The sequence below is a fragment of the Vibrio sp. JZG10 genome (genome assembly GCF_054064075.1).
Genome location: NZ_JBSUGE010000034.1, coordinates 1 through 15317, shown reverse-complemented (window position 1 = coordinate 15317; position 15317 = coordinate 1). Strand labels below are relative to the sequence as shown.

Genomic DNA, 15317 nt, shown 5'->3' with positions numbered 1-15317 from the left:
ACGCTTTGTTATGTTCAATCGTACGTTGCGACTAATTCACCGATATTTGGTGGAATAGCAACCCAAACAGATTTATCACTTTTCCAAAATAAACGAAATTCGTTCTGCCAAGAGTCTTCGGTGGACTTCAAAAAATGATCTCGCTGGAATCCCTTGGTATAAGAACAATTTTTCATGATCCCTTTACTACCAACTTCAGAATCTAATGCCATTTTAAGTTGATGCATGTCTAAAATTTTAACACAAGCTTTCTTGCCCAGGCGTCTAGCTATTTCGGTATCAAGCTCGTTACAGAATGATAAAATCAGACCGTCCTCTTTGTAATAACTAGCATTTTTTACATCTGGGATTTTCTTACCGTTAAATGTATTTCCTGTCATAGTGACATTTTTTACATTTTCCAAATGTATACCAAATTGGCGGAACGCTGGGATTGGATAAGGTGAATCATGAATCAAATTTTCATCTGGGGTATAAATTCCTTCACGAGACTCGCTCAAGTAACTACTAGCAAGTGAAATAGGTATTTCACCACCATTAATCCATGCATCTGCCCACTCAACTTCTGTTAAATATAGATATTTTTCCATCAAAACTCCTTTTGAACATAACGCCTTGTTAAGGTGTGAGGCACGCAATACCGAAGGTTCCGCATAACACCTTAACCACTAAAACCAACGCATGTTAAAAATGCCACGCGTGCCGAATCACTCTTGAACAATTTGTTATACGAATTTCTTCAGTGCCAACACTTGCTGTTCAAATAACTCACAATCTGACTTTGAGTATGACTTAGCGACATTAACCCATTGAACGCCCGTTTCATCTATGTGGCGAAACTCGACTTGAAGTGCATATTTAGAACAACGAAAAAGAGCAAAAACCAAACCTACAACCGTCAGACTAAGAACTAAAACGAGTAGCCATTGTGGCACCTCTTCCAACCTTGGAATAACTAACCAAACTGCCCCTGAAAAAACACACACCCAGAATAAAACTTGACCTAAATTATCAAGAAAACTTAACTTTTTAACCCTAACATTGTTTATCTTAGACAAAGGATATGAGTCTTTCTTAAACCTGAACTCTTTTGAATCCAAGTTAAAATCAGTACTTTTGTACATAATTTCCCTCTATTCGTATAACGCCCTGTTAAGGTGTGAGCAACGCAATACCAAAGCTCCCGCATACCACCTTAAACACTAAGCACAACGCATAGTAAAAATGCCACGCGTTGCGAATCACTCTTAAACAGTTTGTTAGGCATATATCAAAAACAAGGTTCAACGCCTGTTAATTTTGTGTACATTTTAGTTTGATTCTCATTTACTTCAGGAATCATGCATTTACTTTTGCCGCCATTAGTTAACTTCAATACATAACCATCTCTTGGTATATATTGAGCTTCAGGGGTGCTTTGCGAAAATACTCCCCAAGTAGTAGAAATAATTAAGCAAACTACAGTTAGGATAACTGCCCAAAATTGCGCTTGTTTTAGCTTTAAATCCCAATAACCTTTTTCGTTTTTGCTCTTAATAGATTCATTGTCATTTAAAGTTATTAACACTCTTACGCCGTTTGCATCATTCTCTTTAGCTACAATCCCTGTTTCTTTTAATGCATCTATAAGCTCTGACTTATTCACTAAAACTCCTTATATGCCTAACGCCTTGTTAAGGTGTGAGGCACGCAATACCAGAGCCTCCGCAAACCACCTTAAACACTAAACGCAACGCATAGTAAAAATGCCACGCGTGCCGAATCACTCTTGAACAATTTGTTAGCAGTCAATTATTTCGACACTCTCATCTATATTTATACTCCCTTTAAATAAGACATGCGGTGTTCTGAAATAGAGAAGAGGGCTAGCTCCGATAGATATTTGTTGCGCATAGTAACGCTCAGTTTCTGGCGGCAAGTCTGACATATCACTGAGCCGAGCAACATCAAACTTGAAGTAATCACTTTCTTTAGCAGACCACTCACCAAACTTTTGCTCTTTTGACCAAAAGAAAGTGCTATTGCATTCGTTCAACCCTAAGTTCAACGCCTCGAATCTAAAATAGCGCCCTAAATTCGATAGCTGTAGACCTTGTTCTATAAAAGCTTTTTTAATCTTATGAGGATGTATCGGACTTAAATGAAGTACGTCATTCCAGAGACAGTCTAGAGGTAATACCCTACGCTCTAATGCTCCCTCTCTGTCTCGATATTTTTTCACGTGAAACTGATACAAGTTGTCATGCACTTGTTTCAACTCATTGAGTGGAAACAGCATATTGCCTTGTAAATTGACAGGTACTCTGTGGTATAGATACATATTTAAATCCACCCATTGACTGCTAACGCCCTGCTAAGGGGTGAACAACGCAATACCGAAGCCGCTGCAAACCACCTCAATCACTAAATTCAACGCATAGTAAAAATGCCACGCGTTGTGAATCCCTCTTGAGCAGTTTGTTAGTTTGCAAACCCAAAGTGTTGATTTTACGTTATTTTAAACTTTGCGAACAACAAACCTTATGTACTTTGATGCACTTAAGTCAGGCGTAGTCTCAAAGCTGCTAGTCAATGAAACCACTTGGAACAAACAACGCCGCAGAAAACGAACTCACAACACCAAAAAGCACTTTTGGAAAACCAATCTCACAATGCGGACTTTCAACAAAGTCACTGAAACCACGTGAACTTACCACACCAGAGAAAACGTCCTTGCAGCGAGTAAATCGGCTTTTGTACCAACAAACTCACAGAGCGGAGTTTCAGCAAAAAAGTTCGACTCAGTTACCCAAAAAGTCACAGCACCAAAGAACAAATCAACCGCTGAAACGATGCCAATTTTGGTTCTTTACCACGCTGATTAACACTGAAGTTAAATGCCGATACGACATGAACTTTTACCGCTAGATCTTGCGATATAGCCACGTTTTTCCTCTTGCAAACTAACGCCCTGTTAAGGTGTGAGCAACGCAACACCAAAGCTACCGCATACCACCTTAAACACTAAACTCAACGCATAGTAAAAATGCCACGCGTTGCGAATCACTCTTAAACAGTTTGTTAGGGCGAAACTACTTTTGATTCAGAGAACTGACAACCAGAGCACTTATAAACTCTTTTTACCGCACCTAAGTCCCCAAAAACTTCATCCGGAGCAGATGAGATTAATTCGTATGTGCGCTTATTACATTTTGGGCAAAGTTCACCTGTAGCACTCGTTAACTCGGAAATTTGCTCCCTTAACTCTGCATTTTCGGATGTTAGGTCAGCGATTTTCAATTTCGCATCAGCTAACTCTAAGCTCAAATCAGCCAATAAGTTTTTAAACTCTGCATCTTCTATGCTTTTACTTATTTCGCGAAGCCTTGATGTCAAAGACAACGCTGTACTAATTGATGACAGAATATCAGTCATATTTATTTCTCACTCTACTGCTAATAGTTCCGATAAGCCCTAACGCCCTGTTAAGGGGTGAGCAACGCTAACCACCCAACCTAAACATTTGCACCGTAAACACTTTTACCAAATTTAGCATTAAACCGCCAAGCGTTGGGAATCCCTCTTGAACAGTTTGTTAGGCTTATGCTGCATGAGATACTCCAGCTCATTTTCACCAACCGTTACAAAACCTAGCCTTGAATACAAGTGTTTAGCGGGATTTGTTTTTAATACACTAAGCCCAACCGAACTACCCGTAAGGTTGGCTTTACCGATTAACTTTGAAATAAGAGAACCTGCTATATTTTGATTTTGGTAGTTTGGATGGATTTGAATTTGGACAAGATACCATTCGTTAGAATCTTCGTTAAACTTTGCTTTGAACAAACCAGCCGAGGAACCAGCGACCTCAATAATTTTCGCATGTTCAAATTCGTATAATATTCGACTTAAATACGCATCTTTCGTTATAGGCATGCCACAATCTTTAAGGTACTTACCCATCGTTATATCACGCAGATTAAGAAGAAAGTCGATATCTGAATCTAATGCTTGTCTCAATGAATATTCCACTATCCCTCCAAGTAAGCCTAACGCCCAATTAAGGGGTGAACAACGCCTCCACCCAAACCTAAGGCATAGTGCCATAAACACTAAATTTGAAGTAGAAGCAAAAATGCCAAGCGTTGAGAATCCCTCTTAAATTGATTGTTAGCCATTACCACTTTCAGCTTGCGCAATACCTCTTGCCACTTTACTAGGAAGCACGAACAAGATTTCAGCTAAAGCCATAGAAAAATCCAATACCCTTTGCGCATCAATTGTACTAGGCAGTGAAGCGTTTTGATCTGCGTGACGCTGGTCGTTGGCGTCTAAACGGACGTCATGTGCCCACGTTGCCATATCTTCAGTAATTATATGCTGCTCGACAGCTGTATTAATTCGGGAATACAAACTACCGTTAGTGAGCCCTTTAGTTTTCAACATTGCATCTACAGCACTTGCAGAAAGCATAACTGCACCAGCTGGTGCATGTAGACTTTCGGATGCCTGTTGTAAATATGCTCTAGCAGTTTCAGGAATATCACCAGAAATTGAACGTGTTTTAGGAAAGCAGTCTTCAACTGTGCTTCTTTTTTGCATTGCCCAAGCAGTTACAACACCACCACAACTAGAACATATATAAATTCCCCATCTACGGACGTTTCGATTCGCTTGATCTTTTGTTTCAAAGAGTTCTTTCAACTTCAGTAGAGGTGATGCAACTGAACAGTGAGGACAACGCCTCAATGTAAGGTTTCCTGTTAATTCCATTTTGATCCTCTATATTGATTATTTCATGCTGTATGGCTAACGCCCAATTAAGGGGTGAGCAACGCCTCCACCCAAACCTAAAGCATTGTGCCATAAACACTAAAACTGAAGTAGAAGCAAAAGTGCCAAGCGTTGTGAATCCCTCTTAAATTGCTTGTTATGCGTATTATCCCACGCGTACCAGACTGAGTTTTTCACTCGCTGCTGGAGCTTCAAAATACTGAGTCACGTGATGAAATACAGCCTCTGTGTCAAACATAGCCCTTTCAGGTTGTTCTACTCGGCGCTTAGCAATTTGGGATAAACATTGCTCATCTGTTAAGTCTAAATACCAAAGCTCATGCTCACTACCTACTTCGACACACAGTGATACGAACCAAGCTCTTTGCTTAATAGTATTCGCTGGAAAGTCCATGACAACGTTAACCCCAACATTCAACAAACTTTGAACATGGCTTTTAACGAAAGGCTTGATGATATTTGAGTACTCAATGTAGTCGTCAAACGTTTGAATTTGTGAAGGATAATGAGCTGACAACCAATCGTCTTCTGAAATTAGGACTGCATTATTTTCAGCAGCCACAACCTTAGATTTAGTCGATTTTCCTGCTCCCATCTTGCCACAGAAGAAGAACAGCTTTCCCTGATTTTCCATGTTTCCTCCATTTACGCATAACGCCCTGTTAAGGTGTGAGCAACGCAATACCGATGCCACCGCATACCACCTTAAACACTAAAACCAACGCATAGTAAAAATGCCACGCGTTGCGAATCACTCTTAAACAGTTTGTTAGGGCGCAACCACAACAATTGCTGTTACTAATTATGTGAACTTATTCATAGAACTACAGAGCTGTAGATTGACACCGCAATATTATAGCTATAGCTTACATCACGTACAAAATTGTGAAACTGAATAGCGAATTGTTTTAAAAGGCAAACTTGAAGCTAAGTGTGGATCGATGAAGTCGCAAAAACCTATAACTCAAACGGTTGTGTTAGATCCTGTTTATTACTGATTTCAAATGCAAGGTTCTAATACTCCCAAAAAAGGAGTAAAGAGTATGACTTTATCCACAAAAGATTTAGCTTGTTTACTGTCACTTTCAGTAATACTAGTCTTGCTGATTTTAGCTGTTTTGCTGGCTCAAAAAGACTCAAACAACGTTTTTGCGTTAAGCCTAGCAACCGCCTGCATTAGCGTAATTCCAAATATACTCGCACAAATAGTAGCTTAACTTAGAGGTTGGCTCTGTGTATCAGAGCTAACCTTAAGGCACGTTCAGCTCACAATTACTTTAGCGCCCTAACGCCAAATTAAGGTGTGAACAACGCTACCACCTTACCTGACGCATTGTGCCATAAACACCAAACTTGCTTGAAACGAAAGCGCCAAGCGTTGTGAATCACCCTTAAATTTTTTGTTATGTACCAGCACCACAAAACGCAACAGAATGCATACTGGTGGACTATAGTTACAGTATAGGTATTACTCATCCTAGACAATAAGGAGACAACAACATGTCTACAGATTGCGGTACTGAAACCACCCCTGGATGCCCTACTGCGGCAGAAAAAGCCGAGGCGGAACGGTTAGCAAGATTAGAAGCTGACAAGAGAAAACACCCAGGTTGGTATAAGCGTCACGGTGAACAGACTGATACAGACTGCCATGCTATAAACAACGGCAACAGGCAAACCGGAAAACCTACTAACTAGAAGCATGAATAGAGACTACCTTTCGGAGCCATTTTGTGTAGTCTCTTTCTCTATAGAATTTCAAAGTATTATCTGGGACATAACGCCGCATTAAGGTGTGAGCGGCACTTGGCTATACTTGAGCGAAGCGAAACTGCCAAGCGTTGCGAATCACTCTTAAATGCTTTGTTATGCAATTACTCCCACTCAACCACGGAACCAAATAAGCAATGAAGAAACAATGCGCCTTCGTCGTTTAAATAGTAATTAGGTGTAGAAGAACCAGCTAATGTAGGTACAGATACAATTACAAGTCCATGAGATGCTAGAGCATGACCAACAGATCTAGCGACTTGCCTTTCACTCTGCTCTTTGAGTAACTTCAACTGATAACAATTTAAGCTGTTAACCGCAGATGAAAACTGCATAAAGTGTTCATAATTCACAGCACCACGCACGTAAGCAGAGAAAACTGTCCCTATTAATGAAGGCTTTTCAATATCATCTGATGCGTTCAGCAACAGCAATAAGTTATCATTAACTCTAGCTTGATGTTCGGAATCTTCAGATAACTTTCGGAAGAACTCATCCCTTTCAACTGTGGATACTTCCCCCAGATGGAATACGAATTTTTGTAGCTTTTTAATGAAATAGTAATCGCTAATACTACATCCGAAGTTTTTGAGTTTTACTATCAGCCCTAATAGAGGAATATTGCCGAGCAACTCGTCACTAATCTGCGTGTCTAAAAAAGCTTCTGTTAAGTCTAAAGCAGCATCAACACCATCTTTTCTATTGATTGTTTTAATTAGCTCATTACCCACTTTCTTCTCCAATTGCATAACGCCGCATTAAGGTGCGAACAACGCTAAATACCCAACCCAAACCGTTGCACCTTAAACACTAAAACCAAGTTTAAACTGAGATCGCCAAGCGTTGTGAGTCACTCTTAAATGCTTTGTTAGGCGCTTCACGCAAATAGTTAAAATGGGATTTAGAAAACCACCTTTTGGAAAAAAGAACGCACGTAACCCACTGAATTTGGTTAAGACCCAACGGCTAAAGCGACTAAGTTTCTGAAACCCACTGCAACCAAAACACCAAAGAAATTGGCAATTCAACACATAGAAATGGAATTTGGAAGGCTGACTATCGGAACGAAATTCAAGCCAATAAACCTGTTTCGAAGGCAGACAAACTTAAAGCGATTTGAGCCAAAGAAACTGACAACAAACCAACCAGAAAACCGAATGAGGCAACCTGCGAAACTTGGCATGTTTTACGGATTGAGTGATTCAAGAACTTGGGAAGATAAAGCCAGATTGCCGAAAAACTGGAGCGAATGGCCGGAGAGAAATTAGAGATATGACCCACGAAATTTCTCACTGCGCCTAACGCCCTGTTAAGGTGTGAGCAACGCAATACCGATGCTTCCGCATACCACCTTAAACACTAAACGCAACGCATAGCTAAAATGCCACGCGTTGCGAATCACTCTTAAACAGTTTGTTAGCCGTCTTCCTCACGTGCTGCTCTGAACCTCTCAATACGCTCTTCGAATTCAGCTTTTTCTCTTACGCGATCTTCATTGTCAAAACAATCAACATTGAGCCTTTTATTACCAGATAAGCCAGCAAAGAACTTTTGCATTTTCTCCAAATCTTTCGCAATTTTGCATAAGGGATCAATACCAACTTCTGTAACACCTTTGTATTCTGAAAAATCAAAAATGTACTCATTTGTGTATTGATTACCAGCGACGTCACTAAATTTGACCTCTAAAGTGAAATAGGTTTCGAAAATGTCATCACCCATATCTAAGAAGCTAAAGAGAAAACTATTAAACTCTTGATCAATTCCTAGCGTGTTCATCCCGTTACGGAATACATTTAACCGGACAAAACTATCTACAACAGCGTTGTTGTTGTCGAACTCCTTGCCCTCTCGATCTATAAACTTGAATGCAATGTTCTTCGCTATCCCTCGCCCCTTATTTGAGACTTTGACATTCATTAAATTGAGGGCATGTCGAGAGGAGGATATTTGTATACCAATATTAGGTCGAATATTCTCTTTCCTGATCTCATTTACTTGCTCTATCTGAGCTAAACGTAAAGACCACGTTTCTTTCGCCAATATGAACGTGAGCACAGATATAGCTACAGTCGCTATTGCTGAAACCCATGATGACAGAGAATCAGCTGAGAGCACTGTACTCATTTGAATCTCATTACCTACAACAACTCCTAGAATGAAAATTAAAGGGGCAAGTACTATGGTGACTAAAATAACTACAGGAAGAATACTTTTGTCTGAATCTTTCATTTATCACTCTCATAAAACGGCTAACGCCCTGTTAAGGTGTGAGCAACGCAATACTAAAGCCGCTGCATACCACCTTAATCACTAAAACCAACGCATGGTAAAAATGCCACGCGTTGCGAATCACTCTTAAACAGTTTGTTATGTGACGATTTCACTTATACTGCACTAACATCAAAAGAATAGCTGCCGTTTTCAGCCTTGATGTCTCGAATAAAGTCGCTATATGAGTAATCACGTGAAAAGTATGAGAAAGATTTTAAATCAAAGTAATCTTTGGCAGTCATGAAATCTCTAGATATCTCTTTAGATATTCTTAGTGAATCAACGTAATTTATCGCTGAGCTCAAGTTGAAACTTGTAACCCCGGTAAACGATGTACTATCGTTTACAGTAGCCCCCATCGATAGCAAACTATTGATAAAGCTCGATTTTCTGTTATCCCAACCAAAAGCTAAAACAGGACCAACGGAAACACCTTTTATATACTGTCTATGTTTATCGAGCCACTTATATGTCTCGTCTATCGTCTTGTGCGATTCACCTGCATAAAGCAGAACATTAACTTTCACATCAATACCGGCCTCACAAGCTTGCTCAAGAAGCTTAGATGCACGAGACAAATAGCGCTCTGGTGTTTTAGACTTACCCGTTCTTTCAATTTGAATAGGGCTAGCACTCTCTAAACCAAGGTCGAGTACTTTCATTCCTGCATTTGACAGCGCTGAAATCTGATTAATTGGAAATGTATCAACTCGAGACTCAGATCTCCACTTATAATTATGCGAATGAAGTTCTCTTTGTTCAGCCAACTCATTGAGCCATGGAAGTGTTGGTTTAAACATTGAAGCCTCGAAATATGGAGACATAGGAATTAGGTCATCAATAAGTAGAGTCTCTGTCGCTTCAGATGAAATTAAAGCGGGCGATTTCAATGGTTGCAGCTTTTCAGAGCGTTCCTGACAAAAATCGCATTTCATCCCGCAACCCCGCGAAACCTCGATACTAGGCTGATAAAGCTCCCTTTTATCAACTAGATCATACTGAAGCGGTACATAGCTAGATATATGCTCGATTTTTCTTCCTAATAACGTTGCGATTTGATTTTCACCTAAACCATCGACTATTTTGTCGACATATGGTAATAACCTTTCTAATTGTTCGGATTCACCATCAATTACCCAACGACCACCAACGAATATATCTTTAATCATCAATTCAGTTTTTAGTATTTTGGTAAATTCACTTACCCAACCAATGGCATAAAAACTAGGGATAGAAATAAACACCGGAAACTTAGTATTCACAATACCAAGCTCTATACAATATTCAGAAAATTCTCTTGGTGTTGAAAAGTGTCCATGAAGTTGAATAGGATATAACCCTGCTCGCTTAATGATTGATGTTAAAGATAAGAGCCCATAATTCAGATAGTTGTTCTTTTTATTAACTATATTTGAATCTTTTTTTACTGTTAATTGCCCTGCACTAATACAATACACGTCATACATAAATCGTTACCTATAAGCCTTATTTAAATCACTTTCGATTTATCGTAAGCCACCAAAAACTTGTTCTGTTTTTTCATCAAATTTTTTAATCTTTTGCAAAACTGCGATGATATTACTTTCAATGTCGTCGCCTTTGGAAACTTTAGTCAAAAAGTACACAATACGACCCCACGTTTTGAAATGCTCTTCACTAATTTCAGCAACTATTGGGAATAATGAATGGAAGCTTGCTAACTCTATAGTCACATGCTTTTGAATGTGCTTATGAACCTCAACTTCGGAAGTTGCTAACACACGAATAAGAGCGTCAATAACTTCGTTACTCCTAGCTCTGTCACTAGCAAAGAACTTGAAGTCGTTTCGATTTGCTTCGTACTCAACTATGGATGGCAAGACTACCCTTGCTTTTCCGAACACCTTAGGATCTTTGAGCAAATTTACAACGATGAACCTTAAATATTCCCTAGCTCTTTTTTCAAGTTGGCGAGAACGCTTTTTCTCTTGCTTGAGAGCAATAATATCGAGTACAAATATGATTAAGGCGAGCTCAACTGCAACACCAACAAACTCTGGAACCAAGTTTTCTTCAAACGTTTTCGAGTAGTCGTCCGAAAAGACGATGAATAGAGTTAAACCACATAGCAATGCAAAAAGTGCAAAAGCAAATTTAGGGTGTTTTTTTAGTACGCTTTGAAACATTTATAAAACCACTTGCATAAAAAGTGGCTTTTTATACTTAAGGAGTTGCATTCGGTCAAGTGAAATGACACATAACGCCCTGTTAAGGTGTGAGCAACGCAATATCTATGCTGCCGCAGACCACCTTAAACACTTAACGCAACGCATAGTAAAAATGCCACGCGTTGCGAATCACTCTTAAACAGTTTGTTAGCTATTCTTTCGCGTACTTTTTAGCAAACTCTCTTAATACCTGACTATTATTCGCAGATTCCCCCCGTCCACACGCCGCCCCATTAAACTCAATTTCTGGATTCGAATACGCAGGTATTACATTTTCCTCATAAGACATAACTGTTCCACGCTGTGAACAAACAAAACCAAGTGCATAACTCTTTTTAGGTGGATAGTAACTTCTAAAGTACTCTTCCAAATCAAAATTTTCATCAGCGTCTCTTAACGTTCTTATATCATGTGAAGCACCACTCAAATGCCCAATTTCATGCTCCATAACATGATCTGGACAATTCAATGCAATTGTATAGGTAAACGATGAGTTTGAACTGTACCCACACCAGTTTGATTCATGACTTTCCAACCAATTGGAAAACACAATTGCAGTAAATATTGGCTCTCCTCGTTCATTTACTTCGGGCAGCTCTCGTTTTAAATTTAACTTCAGTAATGCTTCTGCTGCATTGACGTCCTGAAACCAAGTAGAGTCCATAGCTGTAACATACTCTATGTGTGTTGCTTCTCTTACTATAGGAATACAAGAATTTTCCAAGGTTAAATTGGAGTAAGCAACCCATGAGTTAATTTTTGCTCCCACAAACTCCCTAGAATATTCGTCAAGAACTTGTTCATTTACGTAGAAATGTAACTCTGTTTTCAATGGATTTTTTACTTCACATTCCGGCAACGAGAGCTGACCAGCTTTAGTCGTATACGATATTATGACTAACATTATCAAACAGCTGAGAATTTTCATTGTACCCCTTTGATAGCTAACGCCCAATTAAGGGGTGAGCAACGCTACCACCCAAACCTAAAGCATTGTGCCATAAACACAAAGTTGAGGTAGAAGCAAAAATGCCAAGCGTTGGGAATCCCTCTTAAATTGTTTGTTATAGCGCATCTTCCGACGCGCGCATTACTGACAACACTTTCGATAATACGTTCGGAATACCCGTACCTTTTAAGTAACTAACACTAGTATGACGACTTGTGGTCTCATCGAACAATTCGTGAAACGAGCTTTGTTTTTCAATGACAACAGCAGGCAATTCATAACCATCTTCGTTGAATTGATCTGCTGTAATATCAATGATATAGCCATTGCATACCAACCATGCATGGGATTGATTGAAATTTTCACCTAGCCCACTGCCACAGACATACTCACTGTCTAAGTTGTGGTACTGCAATAAATACAAACCTAATAAATCTGTGGCATCTCCACAGCAGCCATTTGGAAAGCCAGAAGAATGATAAAAGCTGGTCATACTATGAAAGCCTGATTTATCAAAACTAGCCAAAATATCCCTAATTTGATGAATCTCTTTCTTAACTTCTTTATTCAAACCAAACTCCGATATTGCCTTGCGCTATAACGCCCTGTTAAGGGGTGAGCAACGCAATACCAAAGCCGCCGCATACCACCTTAAACACTAAAACCAACGCATAGTAAAAATGCCACGCGTTGCGAATCCCTCTTGAACAGTTTGTTATGCCTGTGCTGATAAGTGCGACAATATTACCTTGTAGCAAGATTCAAAGTCACTTTCTAAGCCAGGGTCAGAGTAGCCTTTTAAGTGAATACGAAAATCAACAATACCATCGTTCGTTGTTTCAAAAGTCTCTAGAAACTCGTTTTCCTGTGCGATTATTACTGATGGATTGTCATAGCCTCTTTTATTAAATTGGTCTGCAGTTACGTCTATTTTGAAGCCATCTAAATCGAGCCAAACATGAGAATGTAACTCTTCGCTTTTTCCACCGTATTCCCCACGAATTAATGCCGCACCAGAAAAACCATTATCGGTCAAATACGCGGCTAAAATCTGAGAGGAGTCATCACAACAAGCAGAAGGAAACTTACTCACAGACAGGGACGTTCCTACAAAATCGGACGGATTTAAACACTCCATTACACGACGAAAATTTAGGACCAATTCTTGCAGATTTTTCATTTTCCCTCCAAAAGGCATAACGCCCAATTAAGGTGTGAAGCACGCTACCACAACACTCAAATTGGACGCCCTAATCACTAAACTGGACCCAAACCAAAAATGCCAAGCGTGCTGAATCACTCTTAAATTGTTTGTTATGCCAAAACTTACAGATTGGCTAGGTATTTTTCGGTGTACTCGACGTAGTCACCGATAGATTCGATGTAAACAGTAGGCTCGATTTTATGTTTATAATCATACTCTACACACAATACCTTGTGATAATAACCGTCGATTGCAATCATATCTCCAACTCTTGGTAAGAAATCCCAAGCAAATGTAGTTTCATAGTGATCTTTAAAGCCAATTTCAGTTTTTGTTTGAAATTCTATTTGATAAATAGTCTCTGACATTGTTTTCTCCTTTTTACAATGAATTGTTAATTATTTCGGGGTTGGCATAACGCCCTGCTAAGGGGTGAGCAACGCAATACAAAAGCCGCCGCAAACCACCTTAATCACTAAATTCAACGCATAGTAAAATGCCACGCGTTGCGAATCCCTCTTGAGCAGTTTGTTAGTCGCGAGGCACCGAGCGACAATTTTAAGCCGAACTAAACTTTGCGAACAACAAACTTTATGTGCTTTGATGCACTTAAGTCAGGCGTAGTCTCAAAGCGGCTAGTCAATGAAACCACTTGGAACATAAAACGCCGGAGAAAACGGACTGGCAACACCAAAAAACGCTTTTGGAAAACCAATCTCACAGTGCGGACTTTCAACAAAGTCACTGAAACCACGTGGAACTTACAACACCAGAGAAAACGTCCTTTCAGCAAGTAAATAAGCCTTTAAACCAAAAAACTCACCGAGCAGATTTGCAACCAAAAACAGATTTTCGATTGCCCCGCTCTATCACCACCAAAGAACGAAACAACCGCTTGGAAAATAGCAGTGCATTGATTTAGAGCCGATGAAACAAAGCTTTGACCGTCGAAGATGAAACTATGAACCAAACAACCAGTAGCCAAGCTTTGAGCTTAAAAATATGATTTTGACTGCTAGCTTTTTCTGGCGACTAACGCCCTGTTAAGGTGTGAGCAACGCAATACCGAAGCCGCCGCAGACCGCCTTAAACACTAAACGCAACGCATAGCAAAAATGCCACGCGTTGCGAATCACTCTTAAACAGTTTGTTAGCTGTTTTGTATTAGGAGACTGAACTACTAACGTAAAAATAACCAACCAGACCAACCGTGCCGTATAAAAGTGCCTTCAGAGAAGCTAGCCAGTTACTTTTAATATTAAGTAAAGTCACCACAATTGAGGATACCATCGCACAACACCACATCAAGACAACTAAACTAGCAAACAATAAATCTATAACGTCACCTAACCCATAAGGTTCTCCTGGTGAGACCGCTATATGCCCATAAATTTGAGATTTATATAGTAGCCCAGAGAAAGCAAAAAAATGGACTAAAACAATACTGAACGCTAATAACTTATTAAATCTTGCTTCCATTTAGTTTCACTCTCCAATACCACATTGCACAAACAGCTAACGCCTTGCTAAGGTGTGAGTAACGCAATACAAAAGCTACCGCACGACGCCTTAATCACATAAGCCACCGCAAAGTAAAAATGCCACGCGTTACGAATCACTCTTAAGCAATTTGTTAGTACATGCGCTACTTCTATTTATGGACTCCAAGATATTGAAAAGTGGCATGATATGAAAGGCTTTGAACACTGAAGTGAGACGGGCAGCTACAAAACTTTACCGTCATTGAGAGACGAAAGTTGGCTAGAAGAAAAACGCACTGAACTCCCCCACTTTTACTGGCTTCAAATTAGAAAAGGATTCGATCCTCGCACTTCGACGGCAACGCCAAAGAAAGGCAATTCTGACTTAGTAAAAACCACGAAAGAGAAGAAGCGCCAAACAAATAGGCTAAGAGTTAGAAACCGTAAACGGTGAAATCAAAGCAAACACTCCGCATATAGTGCCACCGGAAAGAACGTGAAAGATACAAACTGAAAGGTGTAAAGACGAACGCCAAAACAGATAAACACCAAAACTGATGACCTTTGATGCTAAACCCGTACTAACGCCCTGTTAAGGGGTGAGCAACGCAATACAAAAGCCACTGCAAACCACCTTAATCACTAAAACTAACGCATAG

At 39.7% G+C, this 15317-nt stretch carries 19 protein-coding genes; 2 read left to right on the top strand and 17 right to left on the bottom strand.

Annotated features, from left to right (window positions below):
• Positions 1–14: 14 nt before the first annotated feature.
• From ACWYVB_RS23150 to ACWYVB_RS23115, 8 genes are all read right to left on the bottom strand, one after another.
• Positions 15–590: a hypothetical protein gene (locus ACWYVB_RS23150; RefSeq protein ID WP_457530330.1), complete on the bottom strand. Its 576-nt coding sequence runs from the start codon at positions 588–590 to the stop codon at positions 15–17.
• A 135-nt stretch (positions 591–725) separates the two neighbouring features.
• Entirely contained in the window at positions 726–1124 is a 399-nt protein-coding gene (locus ACWYVB_RS23145) for a DUF6232 family protein (protein ID WP_017058505.1), read from the bottom strand.
• 146 nt (positions 1125–1270) lie between these two features.
• A complete protein-coding gene (locus tag ACWYVB_RS23140; RefSeq protein ID WP_025523884.1) occupies positions 1271–1645 on the bottom strand; it encodes a hypothetical protein in 375 nt (124 codons plus the stop codon).
• A 135-nt stretch (positions 1646–1780) separates the two neighbouring features.
• Positions 1781–2332, bottom strand: a complete 552-nt coding sequence (locus ACWYVB_RS23135) for a hypothetical protein (RefSeq protein ID WP_457530328.1) — start codon at positions 2330–2332, stop codon at positions 1781–1783.
• 728 nt (positions 2333–3060) lie between these two features.
• Positions 3061–3414, bottom strand: coding sequence for a hypothetical protein (locus ACWYVB_RS23130; RefSeq protein WP_031829440.1), 354 nt, complete (start codon positions 3412–3414; stop codon positions 3061–3063).
• Between the two features lie 120 nt (positions 3415–3534).
• Positions 3535–4011, bottom strand: a complete 477-nt coding sequence (locus ACWYVB_RS23125) for a GNAT family N-acetyltransferase (protein WP_457530326.1) — start codon at positions 4009–4011, stop codon at positions 3535–3537.
• A gap of 138 nt (positions 4012–4149) precedes the next feature.
• Positions 4150–4752, bottom strand: a complete 603-nt coding sequence (locus ACWYVB_RS23120) for a DUF4145 domain-containing protein (protein WP_457530324.1) — start codon at positions 4750–4752, stop codon at positions 4150–4152.
• Between the two features lie 166 nt (positions 4753–4918).
• Positions 4919–5407, bottom strand: coding sequence for an AAA family ATPase (locus ACWYVB_RS23115; protein WP_123773533.1), 489 nt, complete (start codon positions 5405–5407; stop codon positions 4919–4921).
• A gap of 409 nt (positions 5408–5816) precedes the next feature.
• Between ACWYVB_RS23115 and ACWYVB_RS23110 the strand changes: the two genes are divergently transcribed.
• Both ACWYVB_RS23110 and ACWYVB_RS23105 read left to right on the top strand, forming a co-directional pair.
• The gene (locus tag ACWYVB_RS23110) at positions 5817–5990 is read left to right on the top strand and encodes a hypothetical protein (protein ID WP_158083704.1); all 174 of its coding nucleotides are present in this window, start codon (positions 5817–5819) and stop codon (positions 5988–5990) included.
• A gap of 283 nt (positions 5991–6273) precedes the next feature.
• The gene (locus tag ACWYVB_RS23105; protein ID WP_457530322.1) at positions 6274–6471 is read left to right on the top strand and encodes a hypothetical protein; all 198 of its coding nucleotides are present in this window, start codon (positions 6274–6276) and stop codon (positions 6469–6471) included.
• A 176-nt stretch (positions 6472–6647) separates the two neighbouring features.
• Here ACWYVB_RS23105 and ACWYVB_RS23100 read toward each other — a convergent pair whose 3' ends face one another.
• The 9 genes from ACWYVB_RS23100 to ACWYVB_RS23060 all read right to left on the bottom strand — a co-directional run bounded on the left by ACWYVB_RS23100 (position 6648) and on the right by ACWYVB_RS23060 (position 14656).
• On the bottom strand, positions 6648–7274 hold the full coding sequence (locus ACWYVB_RS23100) for a hypothetical protein (protein ID WP_237285455.1): 627 nt from the start codon (positions 7272–7274) through the stop codon (positions 6648–6650).
• 685 nt (positions 7275–7959) lie between these two features.
• Positions 7960–8775 carry a hypothetical protein gene (locus ACWYVB_RS23095; protein WP_457530320.1) on the bottom strand — a complete coding sequence of 272 codons (816 nt, stop codon included), beginning with the start codon at positions 8773–8775 and terminating at the stop codon, positions 7960–7962.
• Between the two features lie 155 nt (positions 8776–8930).
• On the bottom strand, positions 8931–10283 hold the full coding sequence (locus ACWYVB_RS23090; protein WP_457530318.1) for a radical SAM protein: 1353 nt from the start codon (positions 10281–10283) through the stop codon (positions 8931–8933).
• Positions 10284–10322: 39 nt separating this feature from the next.
• Complete coding sequence (locus ACWYVB_RS23085; RefSeq protein ID WP_140385627.1) at positions 10323–10982, bottom strand: hypothetical protein; 660 nt, start codon at positions 10980–10982, stop codon at positions 10323–10325.
• 193 nt (positions 10983–11175) lie between these two features.
• Positions 11176–11952 carry a hypothetical protein gene (locus ACWYVB_RS23080; RefSeq protein WP_457530316.1) on the bottom strand — a complete coding sequence of 259 codons (777 nt, stop codon included), beginning with the start codon at positions 11950–11952 and terminating at the stop codon, positions 11176–11178.
• 136 nt (positions 11953–12088) lie between these two features.
• Entirely contained in the window at positions 12089–12544 is a 456-nt protein-coding gene (locus ACWYVB_RS23075) for a hypothetical protein (protein ID WP_457530314.1), read from the bottom strand.
• Between the two features lie 144 nt (positions 12545–12688).
• The gene (locus tag ACWYVB_RS23070; protein WP_258459361.1) at positions 12689–13153 is read right to left on the bottom strand and encodes a hypothetical protein; all 465 of its coding nucleotides are present in this window, start codon (positions 13151–13153) and stop codon (positions 12689–12691) included.
• Positions 13154–13299: 146 nt separating this feature from the next.
• A complete protein-coding gene (locus ACWYVB_RS23065; RefSeq protein ID WP_182035389.1) occupies positions 13300–13545 on the bottom strand; it encodes a hypothetical protein in 246 nt (81 codons plus the stop codon).
• 796 nt (positions 13546–14341) lie between these two features.
• Positions 14342–14656: a hypothetical protein gene (locus ACWYVB_RS23060; RefSeq protein ID WP_268980078.1), complete on the bottom strand. Its 315-nt coding sequence runs from the start codon at positions 14654–14656 to the stop codon at positions 14342–14344.
• Positions 14657–15317 lie beyond the last annotated feature (661 nt).

Bases quoted from the DNA above. Each gene is read 5' to 3' on its own strand.
- ACWYVB_RS23150 (WP_457530330.1), bottom strand. From the start codon at position 590: ATGGAAAAATATCTATATTTAACAGAAGTTGAGTGGGCAGATGCATGG.
- ACWYVB_RS23145 (WP_017058505.1), bottom strand. From the start codon at position 1,124: ATGTACAAAAGTACTGATTTTAACTTGGATTCAAAAGAGTTCAGGTTT.
- ACWYVB_RS23130 (WP_031829440.1), bottom strand. From the start codon at position 3,414: ATGACTGATATTCTGTCATCAATTAGTACAGCGTTGTCTTTGACATCA.
- ACWYVB_RS23120 (WP_457530324.1), bottom strand. From the start codon at position 4,752: ATGGAATTAACAGGAAACCTTACATTGAGGCGTTGTCCTCACTGTTCA.
- ACWYVB_RS23115 (WP_123773533.1), bottom strand. From the start codon at position 5,407: ATGGAAAATCAGGGAAAGCTGTTCTTCTTCTGTGGCAAGATGGGAGCA.
- ACWYVB_RS23110 (WP_158083704.1), top strand. From the start codon at position 5,817: ATGACTTTATCCACAAAAGATTTAGCTTGTTTACTGTCACTTTCAGTA.
- ACWYVB_RS23105 (WP_457530322.1), top strand. From the start codon at position 6,274: ATGTCTACAGATTGCGGTACTGAAACCACCCCTGGATGCCCTACTGCG.
- ACWYVB_RS23095 (WP_457530320.1), bottom strand. From the start codon at position 8,775: ATGAAAGATTCAGACAAAAGTATTCTTCCTGTAGTTATTTTAGTCACC.
- ACWYVB_RS23090 (WP_457530318.1), bottom strand. From the start codon at position 10,283: ATGTATGACGTGTATTGTATTAGTGCAGGGCAATTAACAGTAAAAAAA.
- ACWYVB_RS23085 (WP_140385627.1), bottom strand. From the start codon at position 10,982: ATGTTTCAAAGCGTACTAAAAAAACACCCTAAATTTGCTTTTGCACTT.
- ACWYVB_RS23080 (WP_457530316.1), bottom strand. From the start codon at position 11,952: ATGAAAATTCTCAGCTGTTTGATAATGTTAGTCATAATATCGTATACG.
- ACWYVB_RS23070 (WP_258459361.1), bottom strand. From the start codon at position 13,153: ATGAAAAATCTGCAAGAATTGGTCCTAAATTTTCGTCGTGTAATGGAG.
- ACWYVB_RS23065 (WP_182035389.1), bottom strand. From the start codon at position 13,545: ATGTCAGAGACTATTTATCAAATAGAATTTCAAACAAAAACTGAAATT.
- ACWYVB_RS23060 (WP_268980078.1), bottom strand. From the start codon at position 14,656: ATGGAAGCAAGATTTAATAAGTTATTAGCGTTCAGTATTGTTTTAGTC.